Origin of the sequence: Pigmentiphaga sp. (assembly GCF_033795525.1) — a bacterium.
Classification (GTDB): domain Bacteria; phylum Pseudomonadota; class Gammaproteobacteria; order Burkholderiales; family Burkholderiaceae_B; genus Pigmentiphaga.
Genome location: NZ_JARYGM010000001.1, coordinates 117,438 through 140,134, shown reverse-complemented (window position 1 = coordinate 140,134; position 22,697 = coordinate 117,438). Strand labels below are relative to the sequence as shown.

General features: G+C 65.5%; 19 protein-coding genes. 12 read left to right on the top strand and 7 right to left on the bottom strand.

Annotated features, from left to right (window positions below; genetic code table 11):
• Window positions 1-5: 5 nt before the first annotated feature.
• From QHC78_RS00695 to QHC78_RS00670, 6 genes are all read left to right on the top strand, one after another.
• Window positions 6-689, top strand: coding sequence for a response regulator transcription factor (locus QHC78_RS00695; protein WP_319741950.1), 684 nt, complete (start codon window positions 6-8; stop codon window positions 687-689).
• A complete protein-coding gene (locus tag QHC78_RS00690) occupies window positions 686-2,110 on the top strand; it encodes a sensor histidine kinase (RefSeq protein ID WP_319741949.1) in 1,425 nt (474 codons plus the stop codon). Before QHC78_RS00695 ends, QHC78_RS00690 begins: the two co-directional genes overlap by 4 nt.
• 149 nt (window positions 2,111-2,259) lie before the next feature.
• Entirely contained in the window at window positions 2,260-3,297 is a 1,038-nt protein-coding gene (locus tag QHC78_RS00685; RefSeq protein WP_319741948.1) for an efflux RND transporter periplasmic adaptor subunit, read from the top strand.
• Between the two features lie 10 nt (window positions 3,298-3,307).
• Window positions 3,308-6,427 carry an efflux RND transporter permease subunit gene (locus QHC78_RS00680; protein WP_319741947.1) on the top strand — a complete coding sequence of 1,040 codons (3,120 nt, stop codon included), beginning with the start codon at window positions 3,308-3,310 and terminating at the stop codon, window positions 6,425-6,427.
• On the top strand, window positions 6,420-7,643 hold the full coding sequence (locus tag QHC78_RS00675) for a TolC family protein (RefSeq protein ID WP_319741946.1): 1,224 nt from the start codon (window positions 6,420-6,422) through the stop codon (window positions 7,641-7,643). Before QHC78_RS00680 ends, QHC78_RS00675 begins: the two co-directional genes overlap by 8 nt.
• A gap of 66 nt (window positions 7,644-7,709) precedes the next feature.
• The gene (locus tag QHC78_RS00670) at window positions 7,710-8,984 is read left to right on the top strand and encodes a PrpF domain-containing protein (protein WP_319741945.1); all 1,275 of its coding nucleotides are present in this window, start codon (window positions 7,710-7,712) and stop codon (window positions 8,982-8,984) included.
• A gap of 33 nt (window positions 8,985-9,017) precedes the next feature.
• On the opposite strand, the gene QHC78_RS00665 is transcribed toward QHC78_RS00670, so the two are convergent.
• Window positions 9,018-9,806, bottom strand: a complete 789-nt coding sequence (locus QHC78_RS00665) for an HpcH/HpaI aldolase family protein (protein ID WP_319741944.1) — start codon at window positions 9,804-9,806, stop codon at window positions 9,018-9,020.
• 209 nt (window positions 9,807-10,015) lie between these two features.
• Here QHC78_RS00665 and QHC78_RS00660 point away from each other — a divergent pair, with 209 nt between their 5' ends.
• The 6 genes from QHC78_RS00660 (at window position 10,016) to QHC78_RS00635 (ending at window position 15,923) form a co-directional block, all read left to right on the top strand.
• Window positions 10,016-11,323 carry an aromatic ring-hydroxylating oxygenase subunit alpha gene (locus tag QHC78_RS00660; RefSeq protein WP_319741943.1) on the top strand — a complete coding sequence of 436 codons (1,308 nt, stop codon included), beginning with the start codon at window positions 10,016-10,018 and terminating at the stop codon, window positions 11,321-11,323.
• Between the two features lie 33 nt (window positions 11,324-11,356).
• Complete coding sequence (locus QHC78_RS00655) at window positions 11,357-11,839, top strand: aromatic-ring-hydroxylating dioxygenase subunit beta (RefSeq protein ID WP_319741942.1); 483 nt, start codon at window positions 11,357-11,359, stop codon at window positions 11,837-11,839.
• 12 nt (window positions 11,840-11,851) lie between these two features.
• The gene (locus QHC78_RS00650) at window positions 11,852-12,691 is read left to right on the top strand and encodes a fumarylacetoacetate hydrolase family protein (RefSeq protein WP_319741940.1); all 840 of its coding nucleotides are present in this window, start codon (window positions 11,852-11,854) and stop codon (window positions 12,689-12,691) included.
• A 25-nt stretch (window positions 12,692-12,716) separates the two neighbouring features.
• A complete protein-coding gene (locus tag QHC78_RS00645; protein ID WP_319741939.1) occupies window positions 12,717-14,138 on the top strand; it encodes an MmgE/PrpD family protein in 1,422 nt (473 codons plus the stop codon).
• Window positions 14,139-14,201: 63 nt separating this feature from the next.
• On the top strand, window positions 14,202-15,176 hold the full coding sequence (locus QHC78_RS00640; RefSeq protein ID WP_319741938.1) for a Bug family tripartite tricarboxylate transporter substrate binding protein: 975 nt from the start codon (window positions 14,202-14,204) through the stop codon (window positions 15,174-15,176).
• Window positions 15,177-15,179: 3 nt separating this feature from the next.
• Window positions 15,180-15,923 carry an SDR family NAD(P)-dependent oxidoreductase gene (locus QHC78_RS00635; RefSeq protein ID WP_319741937.1) on the top strand — a complete coding sequence of 248 codons (744 nt, stop codon included), beginning with the start codon at window positions 15,180-15,182 and terminating at the stop codon, window positions 15,921-15,923.
• A 17-nt stretch (window positions 15,924-15,940) separates the two neighbouring features.
• Here the strand turns inward: QHC78_RS00635 and QHC78_RS00630 are convergent, their stop codons facing one another.
• From QHC78_RS00630 to ileS, 6 genes are all read right to left on the bottom strand, one after another.
• Window positions 15,941-16,657: a GntR family transcriptional regulator gene (locus tag QHC78_RS00630; RefSeq protein WP_319741936.1), complete on the bottom strand. Its 717-nt coding sequence runs from the start codon at window positions 16,655-16,657 to the stop codon at window positions 15,941-15,943.
• Between the two features lie 10 nt (window positions 16,658-16,667).
• Window positions 16,668-17,117, bottom strand: a complete 450-nt coding sequence (dut, locus tag QHC78_RS00625) for a dUTP diphosphatase (protein ID WP_319741935.1) — start codon at window positions 17,115-17,117, stop codon at window positions 16,668-16,670.
• Window positions 17,114-17,686 carry a phage holin family protein gene (locus tag QHC78_RS00620; RefSeq protein ID WP_319741934.1) on the bottom strand — a complete coding sequence of 191 codons (573 nt, stop codon included), beginning with the start codon at window positions 17,684-17,686 and terminating at the stop codon, window positions 17,114-17,116. Before QHC78_RS00620 ends, dut begins: the two co-directional genes overlap by 4 nt.
• Window positions 17,687-17,705: 19 nt before the next feature.
• A complete protein-coding gene (coaBC, locus tag QHC78_RS00615) occupies window positions 17,706-18,953 on the bottom strand; it encodes a bifunctional phosphopantothenoylcysteine decarboxylase/phosphopantothenate--cysteine ligase CoaBC (protein ID WP_319741932.1) in 1,248 nt (415 codons plus the stop codon).
• A gap of 328 nt (window positions 18,954-19,281) precedes the next feature.
• Entirely contained in the window at window positions 19,282-19,767 is a 486-nt protein-coding gene (gene lspA, locus QHC78_RS00610; RefSeq protein WP_319741931.1) for a signal peptidase II, read from the bottom strand.
• Window positions 19,767-22,583 (bottom strand): isoleucine--tRNA ligase, encoded by a 2,817-nt coding sequence (gene ileS / locus QHC78_RS00605; RefSeq protein WP_319741930.1) that lies wholly within the window; start codon window positions 22,581-22,583, stop codon window positions 19,767-19,769. Before ileS ends, lspA begins: the two co-directional genes overlap by 1 nt.
• Between the last annotated feature and the right edge of the window lie 114 nt (window positions 22,584-22,697).

Here is a 22,697-nt window from a genome sequence, read left to right as displayed (position 1 = left end):
TCGCCATGCGCTGTCTGGTCATAGAAGACGAAATCGATACTTCGCGTTATATCTGCAATGGGCTCAGGGAAGCCGGCCATGAAGTCGTGGCATGCCGGGAGAGTGCGGAAGGCCTCAATCGCGCCATCACCGAGTCGTGGGATGTCATCGTCCTGGATCGCATGCTGCCCAACGACGTCGATGGCCTGTCCATCCTGTCCACGCTGCGCGGCATAGGCAAGACCACGCCGGTCCTGATCCTGAGCGCGCTGGCAGGCCTCGACGAGCGTGTGCGCGGGTTGCGAGGGGGCTGCGATGACTATCTCACTAAGCCGTTTGCGTTCTCCGAACTGGCCGCGCGCCTGGAGGCGCTCTACCGCCGCGCACGGGCGCGCGACGACGTGCGCGAGCTTCGTATCGCCAACCTCAGGGCCGACCTGGCCAAGCGTACCGTCGAGCGTGACGGCAAGGCCATAACGCTGCAGCCCAGGGAGTTCCGGCTGCTGGTCTATCTGCTGTTGAACCAGGAGCAGGTCGTGACGCGCACCATGCTGCTCGAAGCGGTCTGGGATTACCGGTTCGATCCGCAGACCAATGTGATCGACGTCCAGATCAGCCGTCTGCGGAACAAGATCGACAACGGGTTTTCCCCGCCCCTGATCCACACCGTGCGCGGCGTGGGCTACATGATCTCGGCGGCGCCGCGTTGAGCGCGCTCGACGACGATTACCCCGGCCGCCAGACAGGGCCCCTGGCTTTCGTGCGGCGCCTGTGGCAGTCGGTCGCTTTCCGGCTGGCGCTCGGCTATGGCGCCTCGGTGATGCTGTTCATGATGGTGCTGCTGTCGGTGCTGTACGTACAGACCATCGGCGTATTGCAGAACCGCATCGACCGCCAGCTGATGTCGGCCATCCATCGCATGACCAGCCATTTCGAAACCTATGGCTGGCAGCGCGTAGCTGCCGATATCACCGAGACGCTGGCGGACGGCGTCAATTCCGATACCGAGGCCTATCTGCTGGCGACACCTTCGGGCGAGAAGATTGCCGGGAACATCGACGCATCGCCTGAGCTGCTCAAGCCCACTTTCGGCATCGTCGAGAAGGCCGTCATCCGCGACGGCCGGACATCGTACAGCCGGTTCCGGACAGAGTTGCTGGCTGACGGCTCCATCCTGGTCGTCGGCCGGGACATGCGGGACCAGAAGGACCTCGAGCAGCTGGTGGGCAACGCGCTGATGGCGGCGGCGCTGGTGGCGCTGCTGCTGGCCCTCGTCGGCGCGGTGGTGTTCCGGGACCAGCTCGAGCGGCGGGTGGGGGCCATCCGCCGTACAGCGGCGCAGATCGAAGCCGGAGACCTCACTCAGCGAATTCCGGTCTCGGGCAAGGATGACGAATTCGCCCGCCTCAGCCACGATATCAACCTCATGCTGGATCGCATCGAGATCCTGATGGACGGCGTACGCCACGTCTCGAACACGATCGCGCACAATTTGCGCACGCCGCTCTCCCGCATACGCGCCAAGCTGGAAGTGGCCAACCGCCCTGGAGCGGATGCCGCGCAGCTGGCCCAGGCAAATACCTTCGCGATCCGGGAAATCGAAGAGCTCACCGTTGTCTTCGACAAGTTGCTGCAGATAGCCGAGGCCGAGTCGGGGGCGCGCAGGCAGGCTTTCCAGCCTGTGTCCCTGAACGATATCGTGACCGACGTCGTCGAGCTCTACGAACCCGTTGCCGAGGAAAAAGGGGTGGAGCTGCGGGTGCACAAAGACGAAGACGTCGTGGCGGCGGGAGACCGGGACCTGCTTGCCAGTGCGGTGGCCAACCTGGTGGACAACGCCATCAAGTACGCGGGCAGTCCGGCCCGCGTGACGGTCAGCACCCGTCACGATGCCGATACGGTATCCATCGTGGTGCAGGACAACGGGCCGGGAATCCAGGCGATCGAGCGTTCCAAGGTCGGTACACGCTTCTTCCGGCTCAATCGCCGCGTACCGGGCTACGGACTGGGGCTGGCGAGCGTGACGGCCATTGCCAGCCTGCACCATGCCACCCTCCATCTGGACGACGCCGCGCCGGGGCTCGTGGCGCGCATAGCCTTGCCACGAGACCGGAACATGACCAAACGGTAATGTGATCGACATGAACGGCCAGGACGGCTGCTTCTAACATCACGCCCTTCGGAGTGCGGTTCAAAAGGGTGTCCATGCCGTCGCGTTTTTTCCGTGTCCTAGCCGTTTGCCTGCTTGTCTTGACCGCATGTTCGAGCCAGCAGGATCCCGTGCCTGCCGCTGATCCTGCCGCCGCGCCTCTCGCGCCGGGACAGGTACGCGTCCAGCCTGCCTCGCTCCACTACATGGAGATGCAGGAAGTCGGTGCGCAGGGCGAAGCCCATGTGGTCTGGGCGCCTGCGCGGGTAGCGCTGCGGGAAGAGCAGGTAGCCGATGTGGTGGCGCCCGTGTCGGGGCGGATCGTCCAGATCCGGGCGCAGGTGGGTGACGAGGTCCAAGCTGGCGCGCCGCTGGCGACCCTGTCCAGTCCCGATGCTTCCCGTATTCGCGCCGAGTACGCCAATGCCCAGGTCGAACTCGAGGTCGCGCAGGCCGAGGCCAGGCGGCAGCGGTTGATGATGGAAAAAGGCATAGGAGTGGAAGCCGAGCAATTGGTGGCCGAGGCCAGGCTCAAGGAAGCCCGTCACAACGCCGAGGTGGCGGCCCGTGCCGCGCGTTTCCTGGGCGGCGGCGGCAACGACGGCCTGGTGCTGAAGTCGCCGCGCGCCGGCGTAGTCCTCGGCCGGAACGCGACGCCGGGGGCCACGGTCGGTCCCGACGCCGGTTCGCTTTTCACCGTCGGCGATCCGGCGGCATTGTGGATCACCGCGGACGTCTTCGAAAGCGACCTCGCCACCATCGTCCAAGGCGCGCCGGTACAGATAGAGGTGGCATCGCTCGATCGCCCGCTGTCGGGCAAGGTGTTGCGGGTAGGGTCGGCGCTCAACGCCCAGACCCGGCGCGGACAAGTGTTCATCGCCCTCGATCAGGCCAGCCCCAGTCTGCGTGCCGGCATGCTAGCGCGGGCCGGCATTCATGCCCGTGGGGCGGAAGGGGTATCGGTACCGGTGAGTGCCGTGCTGATCAAGGACGGCCAGCATTCGATCGTTTTCGTGCAGATCTCGGAGACTGTGTTCGAGGCCAGGCCTGTCGTGCTGGGGCAGCCGTCCAACGGCTATATACCTGTACTGTCCGGCATAGGACCGGGCGACAGAGTCGTGGTCAAGGGTGGGCTGCTGCTGGACGGCGCGGCCAACCAGATGCTTTGAGGACCCTGCCATGCGTTCCCTCATCGCGCTGGTGGTGCACCGCCGCCTGGTGGCCCTGGCCGCTACTTTCATCGTTGCCGCCTACGGCGTCTACGCTTTCCTGAACACGGCCATCGAGGCCTACCCCGACGTCACCAACGTCCAGGTCGGCGTGATTTCCCTGGCCCCCGGTCTGGCGCCGGAAGAGGTCGAGCGCCAGGTGACGTTTCCGCTCGAGCGGGCCTTGAACGGTACGCCGGGGCTCGTGTCGCTGCGATCCGAGAGCTATTTCGGCCTATCGATGATCACGCTGGTGTTCGACGACGGCACCAAGAGCTTCGATGCGCGGGTCCAGGTGACCCAGCGTTTGCCATCGGCGGAACTGCCCGACGGCGTGACGCCCGAGATGGCGCCGGACAATACGCCGCTCGGCAAGATCTACTACTACCGGCTCAATAGCGATCGCCACACGTTGGCCCAGCTGCGCTCGGAGCAGGAGTGGACCGTCGCCAGGGTGCTCAAGCAGATCCAGGGCGTTGCCGACGTGGTCAGCATGGGTGGGTTCGTCAAGGAGTTCCACATCGAAGTGGATCCGGCCAAGCTGATGGCGCACGGACTATCCCTGGATCAAGTGGTGGACGCGGTATCCAAGTCCAATCAGAACGTGGGCGGGGGATTGATGCGGCGCGGCGAGCAGTCGCTGATCATCCGCGGCATCGGTCTGTTGCGCACGCCGCGCGATATCGAGACCATCGTGCTGGATGTGCACGACAACACTCCCGTACGCGTCAAGGACGTTGCCCGGGTGGTGCAGTCCTATACGCCACGCCAGGGTTCGGTCGGCATGGACGATGAAGACGATATCGTCGAAGGCATCGTGCTGCTCAAGCGCGACGAGAATCCCAGCAAGGTGCTGGAACAGGTGCACCGGAAGGTCGACGAGCTCAATGCGCATATCCTGCCCGCCGGCATGCGCATCGAGCCCAGCTATGACCGCTCGCACCTGGTCGACCACACGCTGCAGACGGTCTATCACAATCTCCTGTTCGGCGCGGCGCTCATTATCGGCGTGCTATGGCTGTTTCTGCGCAGCCTGCGCGGTTCCCTGATCGTGGCCGTGGTCATCCCGCTCTCGCTGCTGGTGGCCTTCATCGGACTGCATTTCCTGGACATGCCTGCCAACCTGATCTCGATGGGAGCGATCGATTTCGGCATCATCGTCGACGGCGCGGTAGTGCTGACCGAAGCCATCATTCACAAGGCGCGGTTGCGCAAGCCGGCCTCGCGACAGGACATGTATGCGCTGATCATCGAGGCGGCCATGTCGGTCGCCAGGCCCACGCTGTTTGCGATGGCGATCGTGATCGCGGCGCTGATTCCGGTCTTTTCTTTAGAAAGCATCGAAGGGCGCATTTTCCGGCCGCTGGCCATGACCTACACCTTCGCCCTGGTCGGCGCTCTGGTGTTCGCACTGACGCTCGTGCCCGCCCTTTGCGCGCTGATGCTGCGGCCCAAGGACGTGGTTGCGCCGGAACCGGCCGTCTTCCTGCGGATGCATCACGCCTATTCCCGGTGCATCGCCCGGGTGCTCGAGACGGGCCGTAACCAGCGCAAATTGTTTGCCGTGGCAATGGGGGCGCTGGTGCTGGCACTGTATGCCGCTGCGCATTTGGGAACCGAGTTTCTGCCCGAGCTGGACGAGGGTGATGCCTACGTGCTGGTGCAGATGCCGCCGTCCATCTCGCTGGAGAAAGGCCAGGAGCTGCTGCGGACCATACGCATGCGCTTGAAGCAAGTGCCGGAAGCCATTTCGGCCACCAGCGAGCAGGGGCGGCCGGAAGATGGTACGGACAACGAAACGATCAACGTCGCCAAGGTATTGGTGCGGTTGAAGGAGCGCAGCCAATGGCGCAAGGGTGTGACCAAGGATGACCTCGTGGCGCAGATGCGCGAGACGCTCGCCGACATTCCCGGCGTGCAGTTCAACTTCGCCCAGCCCATACGCGACAGCGTAGAGGAATCCACCTCCGGCGCGCGGGGCCATGTGGTGCTCAAGGTGTTCGGCACCGAGATCGAAACCATGCGATCGATCTTGCAAGCGGCCAAGCCGGCGCTGGCCCCCATCGACGGCGTGGTCGATCTCGACCTGTACCGCGACGCGCCGGCCCCGCAGCTGCATATCGAGTTCGACCGCGAGGCCTTGTCCCGCTATGGCATTTCCATGGAAGTGGCCGATACGGCAGTGGAAACCGCCTTGGCAGGCAAGGTGGTGACCACCGCATGGGAGGGCGAGCGCAGCGTGCCTGTCCGCGTCCGCCTGCCCTACGCCGACCGCATGGACGAAGCGCGCATCCGCGACATACCGGTAGCAGCGCAGGGCGGTACGTATGTGCCGCTGCACGCAATCGCCCACATCGGCTTCAAGGTGGGCAACGCTTCCATTTTCCGCGAGGGCAACGCACGCTACATGGCGCTCAAGTTCAACGTCGAGGGCCGCGACATGGGGTCGGTAGTCCGGGAAGCGATGGCCACTTTCGCGCGCGATGTGCACTTGCCGGAGGGCTACATCGCGCAGTGGGGCGGGCAGTGGGAGAACCAGCAGCGCGCGGCCGCCCGCCTCAAGATCGTCGTGCCGCTATCGCTGCTGGTCGTGTTCGTACTGCTCTTCAGCGCGCTGGGGAGCGCGCGCAGCGCTTCCATCATTCTCCTTACCGCGCCGTTCGCGATGATAGGGGGCATTGCGGCCTTGCACCTGACGGGCATCGATCTGTCGATCAGCGCGGCCATCGGCTTTATCGCCCTGCTCGGGCAGGTGGCCTTGGCTGGACTGCTGGTATTGAGCGCGGTGGAGAATCTGCGCCGCGACGGCGTGGCGCTGCTGCCGGCGCTAGTGGAAGGTGCGGCCGAGCGCATGCGCTCTGTCCTGATGGTGGCGTTGCTGGGCTTGATCGGCTTGCTGCCCATGGCCTTGTCGACCGGCGTCGGCAGTGAAACGCAGCGCCCTTTCGCTTCGGTCGTGGTGGGCGGGATGGCCGTCCTGCCGCTGGTAGCGCTGTTCGTGCTGCCCGTGCTCTATGCCTGGTTGGGCCCCGGGCAGGTGCTGACTGCGGAAGAGCTGGACGCGGCAACAGCGGAGGTGGGGCATGCGTAAGTATCTGTGCCTGGTGCTGATCGCGCTATGGTTGCCCGCGGTCCAGGCCGCCGAACCGGCGCCGGCGGCGCTGGCCAGCGATGTGACACTGCCCCAGTTGCTCGAGCTGGTCAAGAACTACAGCCCCGCTTTGCAGGCTGAGCGTTCGCAGGTCGCGATGGCCGAGGCCGACCTGATGACGGCGCAGACTTTTTCCAACCCGAGCGTGGCCTATACGCACAAGCGAGGAGAGCAAGAGACGACTCTCTCGCAGGAAATCCCCCTGTTCGGCCAGCGCGGTTCCCGGATAGCGAGCGCTCGTAGCGGTGTGGAAGCGGCGCGCGCTCAGCTGAGGCTCGTCTATGCGCAGGCTTTGCAAGAGGCGGCGCGCGACTTCATGTCGCTGCTCGTCGCGCAGGAGCGTGAGCAGCGCTGGCGGGACGCCCAGGGTGACCTGGAAAGCGCTTTCCGGATCGTCGAGGGACAGGTGCAGGCAGGCGCGCGCAGCCGCTACGACCTGGCCCGCCTGGAAGTCGAGCGGGCCTCTTTGGACGCTCAACTGGCCCAGGCTCAGGCCGAAACGCTGCAGGTGTCGGCGCGGCTCGCGGCCAGCGTGGGTGCGCCGGCATGGCGGCCGCGCGCGGCAGGCGCCATCGTCACCGACTGGAGCGCGCCCAGCTTCGAGACTCTCTGGCCGCAGGCCCGCGAGCGCCTGCCGGCCGTACGGGCCGCGCTGGCGCAGCAGACGTTCGCCGAGAAGCAACTGGAGGCCGAGCGGCGCCAGGCCTATCCGACGCCGACCTTCACGGTGGGCCAGTTGAACAACGGCGAGGGCCGCAGCGCCCAGTACGGCGTTGCCGTGTCCATTCCGCTATTCGATCGCAACCAAGGGCCCATCGCGCGGGCGGCCGCCGAGGCCGACGGCATGCGCCTGCGCAGCCGGGCCATTGTCTTGGCAGCCGAAGGGGAGTTGCGCCGAACGACGGAGCAGCTCGAGCGGCGGCGGCAGCTTGCCGAGCGGTTCCAGAAAGAGGGCTTGTCCATGGTGCCCCGTTTGCGCCAAATGGCCCAGGATTCCTACACCTTGGGCCGTGGGACGATCCTCGACCTGGTCGATGCCATCCAGGCGGTGGCGGAGAAAAGGAACAGCTACCTGGACCTGCTCGAAGGCGTACTCCAGGCCGAGGTAGACGTGCGGGTGGCCTCCGGCGAGCTGGGGGGAGACCTGTCCGATTAATGCGAGCGGAAGCGCGGCGTACACTATCGCCGGGGCCGGCGTGCCCCAGGCCCAGGGGAAAGATACATGTACGCAAGCGCCGACCAGGACAGGCCGTGGGCCGTCCGTCCGCCCGAGGACTTCGCCATCCGGTTGCGCCATGGCGTGCCGGAGTTTCCTGTCCATCACATGAGGGGCGGTACGTCGACCGGCCTGGTGATCTGGGATGCGCTGGCACCGCGGGAGCTCGCTCTGCGTGAAGAGCTGCTGCGGCACTTGATGGGCGTACCGCTGACGGGGGAGTCTCCGGGGAATCGCCAGATCACGGGCCTGGGGCGGGGCCCTGCCACCAGCAACAAGGTATTTTTCGTCGATGTGGAAGCCGGGCCGGCGGGGCCACGGTTGGTCAGCACCCTGGCGCAGTTGGCCGCGCACACGGCGGCCATCGACTGGAACGTCAACTGCGGCAATATGTCGGCGGCATTGCCGCTGTGGGCGCTCGAGATGGGATGGGCGACGCCGTCTGCGGGCGGTCCGTGCTCGATCGCCATACGCAATACGAATACCGGCGTGATCACCCTCGGCAGGCTGCAAAGGCAAGCCGGCGGCGGCCTGGAGGTGTCCGCCATTCCCGGCGTGGACGGAGCGTTTCCCGCCGTGGATCTGTTTCTGCACGCACCCGTGGGGGCCAAGACGGGCACGCTATTGCCGACCGGCAGGCCGGTTGACGATATCGACGGATATCGTGTTTCCTGCGTCGACGTGGCTGTTCCGATGGTGATCGCCGATGCCGCGCAGTTCGGCAAGACCGCGCACGAACCGGTGGCGGAACTCGAGGCCGACCGTGATTTCATCGCGGCGTTGCGCAAGGTATGGATTGCTGCCGGCCTGCGCATGGGCCTGAAGGGAAGCGACGGCATCCCTTTGACCGAGGCGGCGCTGGCGCGCAGCGAAACTTTGCCCAAGGTTTGCATCGTGGGCGAGCCCCGGCACGGCGGGCACTTGAGCGCCCGCTATTTCACGCCACAGACTGCCCATGCGTCCCTGGCGGTGTCGGGCGGCTGCTGTATCGCGTCGGCCGCGCTGATTCCCGGCACCGTCGCCCATGCCATCGCCCGCGGCTTGCCGGCCGTAGGCGGCGATCTTGGCGATTGCCGGGTAGCCATAGAAAACCCTGCCGGGGTGCTGGACACCACGATCGTGGCCAGGCGCGCGCCGGAGGGAATCCAGATCGCCAGCGCTGCCTATCGGCGCAGCGCGCAGGTATTGCTGCGCGGACACGTACCTTTGTACCGCGCCTCCGGCGATTTGCGGGCGTGGCTGATCCGGGCAGCCGAAGCGTCGCCCATCGCGCCCGCCTAGCGGCCGGAGCCCGGTACCGCCGGTTCTACCGTTTCAGGTGTACCCGGCAGCGGCCGGGTTGGCGGTCTCGCCGACGGCGCGGGCGAGTTCCTGCTTGGTGCCGGCCTGCAGCAGGGCGCTGTCCTTCGCGATAGTGATGAACCCGAACCCCATTCCCGCGTATTTGCGGCCCGATGCCCCGCCCGAGCATTGGATGCCGGCCACCAGCCCCTGGCGCTGGCAGGCCCGGAGGATAGCCACGATGGCATCCGCGTGTTCCTTTTCGGGTTTGTCCAGGTCGGGCTCCAGTCCCAGCCCCAGCGCCAGATCGGCCGGCCCGATGTAAATACCGTCGAGGCCGGGTGTGGCAACGATGGCATCGAGATTCTCCAAGCCCTTGCGGCTTTCGATCATGACCAAGCACATGGGCTCGCCGCCGAGCACGGCGGTGTCGCGCGCCTTTCTTACCAGCGCGGCACGGATGGGGCCGTAGGACCGGGTGCCCTCGGGCGGGTAGCGGCACGCCGACACCACCGCGGCAGCCTGCTCGGCCGTTTCACACATCGGCACGATGACGGCCTGGGCACCCGCATCCAGCGCCTTGGCGATCATCCAGTCCGCGGCGGCCGGCACGCGCGTCACCGGTATCGCGCCCGCACGCTCGATTGCCGTGAACATCGGCACTGCGTGAGCGTAGTCGATCAGCCCATGCTGCTGATCCACGCAGACATAGTCCAGGCCGGCATCGGCCATCAGCTCGGCGCCGAATGCGCAGGGCAGCGCGCACCATCCTCCGAAGACCGTCTTCTTTGCCGCCAGGGCTTCGCGCAAGACTCGGGACATGCTCGCCTCCGTACAAGGCCATCGCGTCGCGATGACAAAAGTGGTTGACAAATGATTCTGCTAACAACAGACTAAAAGTGTATCCACTTTTTCGGGCGAGCGACAGAATCTCCTCGGCCTTTTTGCATGTGCTGGCCTGGCGGCCTGGCAGGGGGAGGGTTTGCCCGCGTACTTTGAACAGCGCGCAAGCGGCGTCTACTGAGGCAGGCATGGGAAGAGCATTCGATATCGATCCTGATGACTACGTCCGCGAGAAACCGGGACATCAATTCTTGGTCAGGACGGAGGCGTATACCGATGAGGAGGTCTTCGACCTGGAAATGCGCCGCATCTTCGAGCGCACCTGGATCTACGTCGGGCACGAGACGGAGTTGCCGTCGGCCGGAAGTTTCAAGACCGCGCAAGTCGGCCGGCAGCCCGTCATCCTCATCCGTGACAAGCAAGGGCAGTTGCAGGCCTTTTTCAATCGTTGCGTGCATCGCGGCGCGGCGCTGCTGCGCGAGGCCGAGGGCAGCGTGCAAGAGCTGCGCTGTCCCTATCATGGCTGGATCTTCGATCTGTCCGGGAAAACCCGACTGGTTTCCGAGCGCAACGACCCCGGGGGCTATGGGCCGAATTTCGAGGAACCGGAGGGCCTGGTGCCAGTGCCTCGCCTGGCGTCCTATCGCGGCCTCGTCTTCGTCTCCATGGATCCCGATATCGTGCCGTTGGAAACCTACCTGGGGGCGATGAAGGCGATCATCGACGCAAAGCTCGACCTCTCGCCGCATGGACGTATCGTCATCGCTTCCAAGCCTTATGTGTGCCGCTATCCGGGAAACTGGAAGCTGCAAACCGAAAACATCGTCGATGCGTATCACTTCATGCATACGCATGGCGGATTCGTGAAACTGCAGGCCAAGTACGGGGACAGCACCGGAGACTTCGGCGTTCACAAGGGACGCAGCACGCGCGAGATGCGCGAACAGCGCTTCCGGGGATCGACCTGGTCGTGCCGGTACGGCCACGGCTTCGCTCAGGTTCCCCCCGCGGACCCATCCTATTTTCTCGAGGGCGAGTTCGGAGGGTTCTATCGAGGCCTGCTCGACAAGCACGGCGAAGAAGGTTTCGAGCGCATCACCTCGAAGGCGACCTCCACGGTATTCCCCAGCATGGGAATGATCCACCAGCAGATACGGGTGTGGCGGCCCATCTCGGCGCACGAAACCGAAGTCCTCATCTATCCGTACGAGCTCGAAGGTGCGCCCGATGTCTTCAACGCCGGCATGCTGCGCAGCCAGGAGCGCTTCTACGGTCCCTCGGGATTCGGCATGACCGACGACGTGGAGATTTTTGCCCGCGTCACCCAGGGACTGCGTGCCGATCGCGTCCAGTGGCTGGTGTTCGACCGCGGCATGGACACCGACGAGATAACCGAAGACGGAGACTATCGCGGCCTGCCTTCCAGCGAAGCGCCGCAGCGGGCCTTGTGGCGCGAGTGGCGGCGCCTGATGAAGCCGGCCGCGCACGGCGCCTGATTTGCCATGGACGAACCGAGAATGGAAAGCCCAATGCTGCAAGACATTTCCCAATTCATTTTCCGGGAGGCCAAGCTGCTCGATGACCGGCAGTACGAAGCCTGGCTGGACCTGTTCGAAGACGACGGCATGTATGTCGTCCCGCTGACCGAGGAAGACCGTCCTGGACGGCAGGCCGCGATCGTTTGCGACAACAAGATGGCGCGGGAAGAGCGTGTCCATCATCTCGTGCACCACTGGTTTCCCGCGCAGCAGCCGCCTTCGCGGACGCTGCACTTCATCTCGAATGTGGTGGGCGAAGAGCGCGAAGGTGCCTGGCATGTGTCGACCAGCCAGATGATCTACGAGATGCGCGCGGGCGACTGGTTCCAGGTGGGGTTGGGCGAGGTGCGTCCTATCGTGGCCCGGGTCGAGTACATCCTTCCCATGTCCAGCCAAGGTTTCAGGATAAGGGAGAAGCGCATCCTGATGCTGGACAGGGCAGGGTGGCAACGCAATCTGGCATTCATTTATTGACGAGGGGCAGGAATGAAAATAGTGCGATATGGCCCCGAAGGCCACGAACGGCCGGGCGTCCTGGATGCGCAAGAGCGGATACGGGATCTGTCCGGCCTGCTGATCGACATCGACCCTCAGGCCCTGGGGCGTGGACTGGGATCCAGTCTTGCCGCCATCGACGTGGAACTACTGCCTCGAGTCGAGGGCATGCATAGACTGGGTGCGCCGTTGGCCAGGCCAGGCAAGATCGTCGCCATCGGGCTGAACTACACCGATCATGCCGTCGAGGCCGGGCAGCCGGTACCGCAGGAACCGGTCATTTTCATGAAGGCGCCTTCTACCCTTTCCGGCCCCTATGACGACGTGCCCAAGCCGCGCAATGCCGAGAAGATGGATTGGGAAGTGGAGCTGGGCATCGTGATCGGCGCCGAGTGCCGGAGCGTCCCGCAGGAACGGGCGCTGGACCATGTATTCGGCTACGTGGTCGTCAACGACTTGTCCGACCGGGCGTTCCAGCTGGAACGCGGCGGCCAATGGGACAAGGGCAAGAACTTCGATCGCTTCTGCCCCGTGGGGCCTTATCTGGTCACTGCCGATGAAGTCGAAAACGTCCAGGCGCTCGACATCTGGCTGGCCGTGGATGGGCAGCGCGTGCAGGACAGCAATACCGGCAGGATGATCTTCGACTGCCGGCACATCGTCAGCTACGTCAGCCAGTTCATGACGCTGTTGCCCGGCGACCTGATCACCACCGGTACGCCGGCCGGCGTAGGTCTGGGTATGCGGCCGCCGCGTTATCTGGAGGGAGGCGAAGTGCTGGAGCTGGGTATTACCGGTCTGGGTTCCCAGAAATACACCATCACTGCGTGAGCGCGCTTGGCCTAAAGGAGACCGCATGAACGCCGCCTTGCCTAATGACGTCTTTCTCGATCGCCTGGCCACGTTCAGTGTGGGCGCCGCATCGTTCGAGATCGACGCCCCGTGCCGGGATGCCGCCAGGAAAATCGTCCTCGATTCGTTCGGCGTCGTGTTGGGCGCATTGGATCATCGCGCCTGCTTGCGCGCGAGGGCGTTCGCCGCCCGCTTCCCCGTTGAGCACGGCGCGCGGCTATGGGGCACCGGAGAGCGGGTCAGCGCGGAGCATGCGGCGCTGCTCAATGGCGTTCCGCTGCGAGCCTACGACTTCAACGATTTCTACTTCGGCAGCAAGGGCGGGGCGCACCCGAGCGACATCCTGACCGGCGTGGTGGCCGTGGCGGAATCCGTGGGCGCCCCGGGCCGCGACGTAGTCCGGGCCTTATGCATAGGTTATGAGTTGATCGTGGCGTTGAGCGAGTTCCTCGATCCGGAGCGGGCGGGGTGGGATTATCCGGTCATTACCTCGCTCGGGGCGACGGCGGCCGTGGGGACCTTGCTAGGTCTCGGCCATACGGAGTTCCGGCACGCCTTTTCGATCACCGTGAACTCGCACTATCCGTCGAACGAGGTCGAGTCCTCGGAACCGGATGCGCATGGCGAGTTGACCATGTGGAAGCGATTCAACGGCGGGGATGGTGTCCGCCAATCGGTCTACGCCTGCTATCTGGCGAGCTGCGGTGTCGAAGGCGTCGTCCGTCCGTTCGAAGGCAAGGATGGATTCCTCGGCAAGTTGGGGGTGACCGGCGAGGAAGCCGAGGGCGCGCTGCAATGCCTGGCCGGGATTTCCCGGTTCTCCGGCATCGCGCGCGGGAGTTTCAAGCGCTGGCCGGTCGGCTCGCGCGGACAGAGCGCGATCCTGTCGGCGTTGCGGGCCCGGGAAGCGCTGCTTGCGGCCGGCAAGCAGCTGGTATCCGTGGCCAAGGTCGTCGTGCACGCCGACCCCGGCGTCTATCAGCACCTGCACGCCATTCGCAGCGATCCGTTCGAACCCCGGACGCGCGAGGCCGCCGACCATTCGCTTGCCTATATCGTTGCGGCCGCGCTGGCGGGCGGCGTGATCGACCCTCGCAGTTTCGAGGCGCCTATGCGGGAACATCCGGACGTACGCCGACTGCTGCAAGGCAGGATAGAGATCGTCGCGGCGGGGCAATCCTCGCCCTCGAACCTGCTTGCGGAGGTCATGGTGGAGGACGACGACGGACGGCAGCACGGCGGCGGCCGGTCGGCGGCGCCGGGCTCTGCCGGCGCCGACATGCCGTTCGACACGCTGGTGGAGAAGTTCCGGGAGAACCTCGCCGCTTGCCCCGCCGTCGATGCGGGCTCCCTGATCGCGGCGATCACGCAGCTCGATGCGTGTGCCGATATGCGCGAGGTAGTGGACGCCGCGATGCCGCGCTGAAGTCTTTCATCCCTATCGGCTGTGTCTTGCGCCGTGCAACTTGTCTCTTCGGAGGGCCGTTCCATGTTAGTCCGTAGCTTCTTGAAGTTCGTCGTCCTGCTGTCCTGCCTGGCTGCGGTCGGGACCAGCGCGGCGATGGAGTATCCCACCAAGGCGGTGAGATTCGTTGTTCCGTTCACGCAGGGAACGGGGCCGGACAGGCTGGCCCGCCTCGTGGCCGAGGAATTGTCCAAGAACTGGAAAGTGCCGGTCGTAGTGGAAAACCGGCTGGGGGCTTCCGGGCACGTCGGTGCGCAGGCGGTCGCGCAGTCTCCAGCCGACGGCTATACCGTCGGCGTCATGGCGACCAATATTTCTGTGACGGCCCATTTGATGAAGTCGGACGCCTTCGTCCCGATGCGCGACCTGCAGCCGCTAATGATCGCAGGCTATGGCGACATGACGCTGGTCGTGTCGGCCAAGTCGCGCTTCAATACCCTGACGGAGTTTCTCGACTACGCCCGCAGCCATCGCGGGCAACTGGCATTCGCCAGCGCCGGCATGGGTTCGCCCTCGCATATCTTCCTGGCGCAGATGCAGCAGATGACGGGAACCGAGTTTTTGCACGTTCCCTATAAAGGCACCGCGCCGGCCGTCACGGATTTGATCGGCGGACAGGTCGATGCGTTTTTCGTGGCGACCCATACGGTCCAGCCTTATCTTGCTTCGGGGCAGTTGAAGGCGCTGGGCGTAGCGGCGCCGCAGCGCAACTCCCATGCACCGGACATTCCGTCCTTTGCGGAGCAGGGTGTGCCCGGTTTTTCGACCGAGGCATGGTACGGCTTCATGTTGCCGGCGGGCGTGCCGGCTCCTATCGCCGAGAAGCTCTACCGCGACATTCGCGCGAGCGTGGAGCAGGAGTATGTGCGCACGCAGCTCGACAAGTTCGGACTGACGGTGCGTCCCTCTACGCCGGCGGAGATGCGGGCAGTGGTCGATCGCGAGTTCCGCAGCTACGGCGACGTGATCGCCAAGTACAACATCAAGATGCAGGAGTAAGCCATGCAGATGCAGCAGTTTCCCGCGGTGGCCGACGTGGCCGGGTTGTCGGTACTCGTCCTCGGCGCCGAGGGGGGCGTCGGCCCTGCCGTCGTCGAAGGCTTCGAGGCGAACGGTGCCCGCGTCCATGTCGCCTCCTTGTCGGACGGCGGCGGTGCCGGCACCGCGGGCGCGCAGCTCCCCGCGCATGCAGCGGACGACCCCGCCGCGATAGCAGCCTTCCTGGACCGCTGCGAGGCGGCGGGCGGCCCGCTGGACGTCGCGGTCTACGTTTCTCCGCCGGTGTCCGTCGGCAAGGCGCTGGATCTGGATCCGACCACCTATGGCCGGGTCATCCGCGATGAACTCCTATTGCCCGTCCTCGTGCTGCGCGAGGCGGCCAGCCGCATGGCGGCACGCAAGTTCGGCAGGCTCCTGTCCTTTTGCTCGATGTCGGGAAAGACCGGGGCGCATCCCGGAGTGAGCCCCTATGCCGCGGCCAAGGGCGGGCTCATCGCGTTCTCCCGGTCGCTGGCTGCCGAACTGGCGCCCTCGGGCGTGACCGTCAACGTCATTGCCACCGCGTTGTTCGACGTGCAGGTCCACAAGACCGGCGAAGAGCTGGCCCAGGTCGTCAAGGGCATTCCGGTCGGCCGGGTGGGGCGATCGCAGGAGGCAGCCGCTGCCGCCCTGTTTCTCGCATCGCGCCAGTCCGGCTATATCACCGGCGAGACGCTGAACATGTCGGGCGGGCGCTTCATGGACTGATGCGCTGCGCGCGCCGCTCACAGGCGTATGCGCAGCGCCTCCAGCGCGTTCTGGATGCATACCGGCGTGTAGCCGGGATCGATGATGCTGATGGACGCGGTGGCCGATCGCACCAATTGGAGCGTATTGATGCGCTGCGCCTCTTTCATGTTCTGTGTTTCGTAGGCGTGGAGCAGGCCGCTGTGGTCGCCGCGGTCATCGCCGAACAGGGACGGCGATGTCTGCTCGAGGGAAAAGCGTGCCCGTTCGGTGCGGTGCCAATACTCCTCCATTTTCTCGCAGAAGACCTCGCCGGCGGGACGATTGAGAATGTAGTGGAATTCCAGGTGCAGCGACCGCCACTGGGTAGAGAGCTCGCCGTTGAGCCGCGACATTTTCTCCAGGACCTTGCGGCACGCCGCCAGATCGGCCGGCGTGATCCTGCTCAGCGCGATCTGTGTCGCGACGGCCTGGCTGGCAATCCACAGTCCGTAGATCTGGTCGACTTCGGCAGCCGTGACCTGGGTGACCGTCATCCGGTACTTGAAGCGGGCTTCTGCCAGGCCATCGGCCTGCAGCATGCGTAGCGCTTCGCGCACCGGGGTCCGGCTGACTCCGTATTCTTGCGAAATATGGACCTGGTTCAGTTCGTCGCCGGGCCGGATATGGCCCTGGAAAATACGCCGGCGCAGCGCGTCGTAGATACGGACGGCTTCCAGATCCGCCTCGGGCCTTGCGCGGCCGATCTTCGTCATGGGCGCGACCCTAGTGCTTGCCGGTACTGCCGAACCCACCCGCGCCACGATTGGATTCTTCGAATTCCTCGACCAGGTTGAAGCTTACCTGCGCCACAGGCACGATCACCATCTGCGCGAGGCGATCCATGGGCTGCAGCACGAAGGGAGCTTGGCCGCGGTTCCACGTCGACACCATCAATTGACCTTGGTAATCGGAGTCGATCAGGCCCACCAGGTTGCCGAGCACGACGCCATGCTTATGGCCCAGGCCCGAACGCGGGAGGATCATCGCGGCATAACCTGGGTCGCCGATGTGAACGGCCAGGCCGGTGGGCACCAGCGCAGTCTGGCCCGGGGCCAGCGTGAGCGGCTCGTCCAGGCAGGCGCGCAGGTCCAATCCAGCCGATCCCGGCGTGGCATAGGCGGGCAGGTAGTCGCGCATGCGCGCATCGAGGATTTTCAGATCTACGGATTTCATGGGCTGCGATGGGAGGATGGGCGGCTGTCGCGCCCGGATGGGCGCGACGGGGGAACGAAGGGCGGCAATGATACGCCGGGCATGGCTTGGGCGCCTTGCAGCGCACGGCGGCCACGCAGGATCAGGACGCGTGCGAGGATGAACAAGGCGACGGTGCGGAATATGTTGAACGGCTCGAGCGGGTCCTCGTCGAGGAAGGCGGCGACGATGCTGCCGACGGTCAATACGCCGAACAGTACGCCCAGCAGAATCTGGACGGTGCCGCCTACGGCCCGGCTGCCTTGGGCCGCCAGCGTGGCTTGCGAGGCCGGTTCGCTGATCCCGGCCGGCATGTTGGCCGACGGCGCAGGCGGTGCCTGCGGAGCCGACGGGATGCCGGTGCCGGCCGTATATTGCTGGCCGGGACTGCGGGTGTCGTTCTGGCGGCCCGGGAGCCTGAGCGCCGGCCGGAATCCGCCGGTGCCCGTCTTGAGCAGTCCCTGCGCCCCCGGCGTGCCGGTGCCGCGATTGACTAGTCTGTCGATGTAGGCGGCGTAGTCGCCCCCGGGCGGTTCCGCATCGAAAGGCATCAGGTTCTCCCGATAGATACTACGATCCGGCATGGCTGCCGGCCGGCGCCGATGTTCCTTGAGCGCCGGCCGGGCCGCTGCCCAGGACCCGACGGCTGATCTCGGCTATCAATTGGCGCGCGGCGGCGAGCTTGGGCTGCCGTGCAAGTGGATGTTCGCCGGCATCGTCGTACAGCACCAGCGTCGTATCGTCGTGGCCAAGCGCCTCTTGCGCCAGATTGCCTACCAACAGCGGAATGCGCTTGCGTGCGCGCTTCTCGGCAGCATGGCGGCCCAGGTCCTCCGTTTCAGCAGCAAAGCCCACGCAGTACGGCGGCTGCGGCAAGCCGGCCACGGTGGCCAGGATGTCGGGATTCTGCACGAATTCCAGCTGCGGAGGTCCGTCTTCGGTTTTCTTGAGCTTGCGGGCGCTGGCCTCCTTGACGCGCCAGTCGGCCACCGCGGCGACGGCGATGAAGACCTCGGCAGCCGATACGTTGGACGTCACCGCTTCGAGCATGTCGCGCGCGGTCGTGACATCTATGCGCCGTACCCCCCGCGGCGTGGCCAGCGCGGTCGGCCCGGAAACCAGCGTGACATCCGCCCCGGCTTCGCGTGCGGCCCGTGCGATGGCATAGCCCATCTTGCCCGAGGACACATTGGTCAGCACGCGAACGGGGTCGATGGGTTCGGAAGTGGGGCCCGCCGTGACGAGCACCCGCTTGCCGGCCAGCAGCTTGGGCTGGAAGTGGGCGACCAGTTCTTCGAGGATCTCGTGCGGTTCGAGCATGCGGCCCGATCCGACTTCGCCGCAAGCCTGGTCGCCCTCGGCAGGACCGAGCAGCGTGATGCCATCGGCCCGCAACTGCGCGGCATTGCGCTGGGTGGCCGGGTTGGCCCACATTTCGCGGTTCATCGCAGGGACCACCAGCAAGGGGCAGGCACGGGCCACGCACAAGGTCGTGAGCAGATCGTCCGCCATGCCGTGCGCCAGCTTGGCCAGGAAGTCGGTGCTGGCCGGGGCAACCAGTACGGCGTCCGCCCCGCGCGTCAGATTGATGTGCGCCATGTTGTTGGGCATGCGCGCATCCCACTGGTCCACGTAGACAGGGCGGCCCGACAGCGCCTGCATCGTGACCGGCGTAATGAAACGCGTCGCCGCCTCGGTCATGACGACATCCACCGTCGTGCCCTGTTCGATGAGGCGCCGCACCAGTTCGCCGATCTTGTAGCACGCAATGCCGCCCGTCATACCGACGACGAGGCGCTTGTTGGCGAGTTCGGACATGGGGGCAGGGGAGGCGGGTTGGGATTCCACAATTATATATAGGCCCCCCCCTACGCGCTGACGGGTGCCCCTCAGGGGACGATGCGGGTGGACCGGCGGAGCCGGATCCACCCGCATCCTGGGTCGAGTGAGGGTTTCTCGGGTTGGAGCGCCGTTGCTGTCGCTGGCTGCCACCGGCAGCTCGGGTGTGGCAATCCAAGAAAATGTCACTAGATCCAGGGCACAGCGGGTCCGGCTTTGCCGGTCCGCCAGTGCCGCCCCCTTTGGGGGGAGCGGCCGAAGGCCGCCGGGGGGTGGGCCATGCCTACGCGCGTAAGCGCGTAGGGGGTTAATTCCCCTTCCTTTTGATCTCGTCGAGGATCAGAAGGACGGCGCCGATCGTGATCGCGGAGTCGGCCAGGTTGAAGGCGGGGAAGAACCAGCCGCCGTAGTGCAGGAGCACGAAGTCGATGACGTGGCCGTGGAGGAATCGGTCGATGACGTTGCCCAGCGCGCCGCCCAGGATAAGCGTCAGGGACCACGAGAACAGCCGCCGGTCTCCGTGGCGCGCCAGCATCCAGACGATAAAGCCCGAGACGGCAAGCGCCAGTACGGTGAAGAACCAGCGCTGCCAGCCGGCGGCGCCGGCCAGGAAGCTGAAGGCCGCGCCGCGGTTATACAGCAGCGTGAGGTCGAGCACCGGAAGGAGCGGCAGCCGTTCGCCATAGGCGAACAACCGGTCGACCATGATCTTGGTGATCTGGTCGGCGACGATGATCAATCCGGCAATCACCAGCCACCCGGCAAGCCGGGGGCGCACGGCGGACGCGCCCATTAGGCGAACTCGCGTGGTTCGCCCGCGCCCTCGAGATTGGCGACGCAGCGGCCGCAGATCTCGGGCTGCTCGGGATCGGTGCCGACGTCCTCGCGCCAGTGCCAGCAGCGCTCGCATTTGCGATGGCCGGAAGGCGCGACCTCGATACGCAGTTCGCCATCGGTCCGGAGCACGCCGGCCCGCGAGACGATCAGCACGAAGCGCAGGTCCTCGCCCAGGCTGGCGAGGACTTCATAGTCGGCGGACGGTGCATGGATGTCCACTTCGGCCTGCAGCGACGAGCCGATGCCCCCGGCTGCACGGACTTCTTCCAGTTTCTTGGTGACTTCGCCGCGGAGTTCACGGATACGGTTCCACTTGGCGTGCAGGGCCTCGGCGCCGGCTTGCGCCGGCAGCGCGTGGAAGGTTTCGGTGAAGATGGTCAGCGCATCCTTGTTGACCAGCGCCCATGCCTCTTCCGCGGTGAATGACAAGATGGGCGCCATCAGCTTGAGCAGCGCCTGGGTAACGTGCCAGAGTGCGGTCTGCGCCGATCGGCGAGCCACGCTCTGCGGCGCCGTGGTGTAGAGGCGGTCCTTCAGGATGTCGAGGTAGAAGGCGCCCAGGTCCTCGGAGCAGAACGTCTGCAGCCGCGCCGTGGCGGGATGGAATTCATAGCGGTCGTAGAGCGCCGTGATCTCGTCCTGCAGGCGTTGGGCCATGACCAGCGCGTAGCGGTCGATCTCGAACATGTCTGCCGGATCCACCGCCTGCTTGGCGAAGTCGAAGTCGCTCAGGTTGGCGAGCAGGAAGCGCAGGGTGTTGCGGATGCGCCGGTACGATTCCACGACGCGCTTGAGGATCTCGTCCGAGATGGACAGTTCGCCGGAGTAGTCGGTACTGGCGATCCACAGGCGCAGGATCTCGGCGCCCAGCGTGTCGGAAATTTTCTGCGGGGCCAGCGTGTTGCCCAGCGACTTGCTCATCTTGCGGCCTTCGCCATCGACCGTGAAACCGTGCGTGAGCAGGGCCTTGTACGGCGGCGTGCCGTTGAGCATGCAGCTGGTCAGCAGCGAGGAATGGAACCAGCCGCGGTGCTGGTCTGAGCCTTCCAGGTAAAGATCGGCAGGCCATGCTGCCTCGGCGGCATGCGAACCGCGCAAGACGGTCTGGTGCGTGGTGCCGGAATCGAACCAGACGTCGAGCGTGTCGCGGTTTTTCTCGTACAGATCGGCCTCGTCGCCGAGCAGCTCGCGCGGGTCGAGGGACTGCCAGGCCTCGATGCCGTCCCGTTCGATGCGCTGCGCCACCTGTTCGATGAGCTCGGGCGTGCGGGGATGCAGCTCGCCGGTTTCCTTGTGCACGAAGAAGGCCATCGGGACGCCCCATTGCCGCTGGCGCGACAGCGTCCAGTCCGGCCGGTTGGCGATCATGGCCTGCAGCCGCGCCTTGCCCCATGACGGATAGAAGCGGGTCGCCTCGATCCCGGCCAGCGCGCGTTCGCGCAGCGTGCCGTTGCCTTCGGTGGGCGGGACGTCCATGCCCGCGAACCATTGGCTGGTGGCGCGGTAGATGATCGGTGTCTTGTGGCGCCAGCAATGCATGTAGCTGTGGCGGAGCTTTTCGACCTTGAGCAGCGTGCCGGCCTCTTCCAGCGCGGCGACGATCTTGGGGTTGGCATCCCAGATCGAGAGTCCGCCGAACAGTGGCAGTGTGGAGGCATAGCGGCCATCGCCCATGACCGGGCTGATGATGTCGCCGTCCGGCATGCCGTTGCTCTTGCAGGAGATGAAGTCTTCCACGCCGTAGGCCGGTGCCGAGTGCACGATGCCGGTGCCGGTGTCCAGCGTCACATAGTCGCCCAGGTAGACCGGGGAGAGCCGGTCGTAGCCGGCATCCTTGCGGGCCAGCGGGTGGCGGAAGCTGACGTGGTCCAGCGCCTGCCCCTTGCAGGTCGCGACGATCTCGCCTTCGAGGTCCCAGTTCTGCAGGCAGGTTTCGACCCGCTCGCGCGCGACGATCAGCAGCGTGCCCCAGGTTTGCGGGGTATTCACGCGCACCAAGGCATAGTCGATCTCGGGATGGACGTTCAACGCCTGGTTGGACGGAATGGTCCATGGCGTGGTGGTCCAGATCACGATGGCGCCTTCCTCGTCGATCGAGGGCAGGCCAAAGGCCTTGGCCAGCGCGGCACGGTCGGCAAAGGGAAACGCCACGTCGATGGCAGGATCGGTCCGATCGGCGTATTCGACCTCGGCCTCGGCCAGCGCCGAGCCGCAATCGAAACACCAGTTGACCGGCTTCAGACCGCGAAAGACGAAGCCTTTCTCGAGTATGGTGCCCAGCGCACGCAGCTCGTCGGCCTCGTTGCGCGGATTCATGGTCAGGTACGGGTTGTCCCAATCGCCCAGCACGCCCAGCCGCTTGAAGTCCTTCTTCTGCCGGGCAATCTGCTCGGTAGCGTAGGCACGCGCCTTGGCCTGCACCTCGCCCACCGGCAGCCCTTTGCCGTACTTCTTTTCGATCTGGATCTCGATGGGCATGCCGTGGCAGTCCCAGCCCGGTACGTAGGGCGCGTCGAAGCCCGCCAGGGTGCGGCTTTTGACGATGATGTCCTTGAGGATCTTGTTGACGGCGTGTCCCAGGTGGATGTCGCCGTTGGCGTAGGGGGGGCCGTCATGCAGTACGAAGCGCGGGCGGCCGGCGCTGGCCGCGCGTATGGCCTGGTAGACGCGTTTCTCTTCCCAGGCCGCCACCCAGCCGGGCTCGCGTTTGGCGAGATCGCCGCGCATGGGGAACGCGGTATCGGGAAGATTCAGAGTTTTCTTGTAGTCCATGTTTGATCAGAGCCCCTCCTACGCGCTGACGCGCGCGCCCCAGGGGGCGATGCGGGCGGGCCGGCAAAGCCGGATCCGCCGCATCCCGAATCCCGTGCCGTTTTCTTGGATGGA

Bases quoted from the DNA above. Each gene is read 5' to 3' on its own strand.
- coaBC (WP_319741932.1), bottom strand. From the start codon at position 18,953: ATGTCCGAACTCGCCAACAAGCGCCTCGTCGTCGGTATGACGGGCGGC.
- QHC78_RS00650 (WP_319741940.1), top strand. From the start codon at position 11,852: ATGAAAATAGTGCGATATGGCCCCGAAGGCCACGAACGGCCGGGCGTC.
- QHC78_RS00660 (WP_319741943.1), top strand. From the start codon at position 10,016: ATGGGAAGAGCATTCGATATCGATCCTGATGACTACGTCCGCGAGAAA.
- dut (WP_319741935.1), bottom strand. From the start codon at position 17,117: ATGAAATCCGTAGATCTGAAAATCCTCGATGCGCGCATGCGCGACTAC.
- ileS (WP_319741930.1), bottom strand. From the start codon at position 22,583: ATGGACTACAAGAAAACTCTGAATCTTCCCGATACCGCGTTCCCCATG.
- QHC78_RS00655 (WP_319741942.1), top strand. From the start codon at position 11,357: ATGCTGCAAGACATTTCCCAATTCATTTTCCGGGAGGCCAAGCTGCTC.
- QHC78_RS00680 (WP_319741947.1), top strand. From the start codon at position 3,308: ATGCGTTCCCTCATCGCGCTGGTGGTGCACCGCCGCCTGGTGGCCCTG.
- QHC78_RS00670 (WP_319741945.1), top strand. From the start codon at position 7,710: ATGTACGCAAGCGCCGACCAGGACAGGCCGTGGGCCGTCCGTCCGCCC.
- QHC78_RS00635 (WP_319741937.1), top strand. From the start codon at position 15,180: ATGCAGATGCAGCAGTTTCCCGCGGTGGCCGACGTGGCCGGGTTGTCG.
- QHC78_RS00695 (WP_319741950.1), top strand. From the start codon at position 6: ATGCGCTGTCTGGTCATAGAAGACGAAATCGATACTTCGCGTTATATC.
- QHC78_RS00675 (WP_319741946.1), top strand. From the start codon at position 6,420: ATGCGTAAGTATCTGTGCCTGGTGCTGATCGCGCTATGGTTGCCCGCG.
- QHC78_RS00645 (WP_319741939.1), top strand. From the start codon at position 12,717: ATGAACGCCGCCTTGCCTAATGACGTCTTTCTCGATCGCCTGGCCACG.
- QHC78_RS00665 (WP_319741944.1), bottom strand. From the start codon at position 9,806: ATGTCCCGAGTCTTGCGCGAAGCCCTGGCGGCAAAGAAGACGGTCTTC.
- lspA (WP_319741931.1), bottom strand. From the start codon at position 19,767: ATGGGCGCGTCCGCCGTGCGCCCCCGGCTTGCCGGGTGGCTGGTGATT.
- QHC78_RS00620 (WP_319741934.1), bottom strand. From the start codon at position 17,686: ATGCCTTTCGATGCGGAACCGCCCGGGGGCGACTACGCCGCCTACATC.
- QHC78_RS00630 (WP_319741936.1), bottom strand. From the start codon at position 16,657: ATGACGAAGATCGGCCGCGCAAGGCCCGAGGCGGATCTGGAAGCCGTC.
- QHC78_RS00640 (WP_319741938.1), top strand. From the start codon at position 14,202: ATGTTAGTCCGTAGCTTCTTGAAGTTCGTCGTCCTGCTGTCCTGCCTG.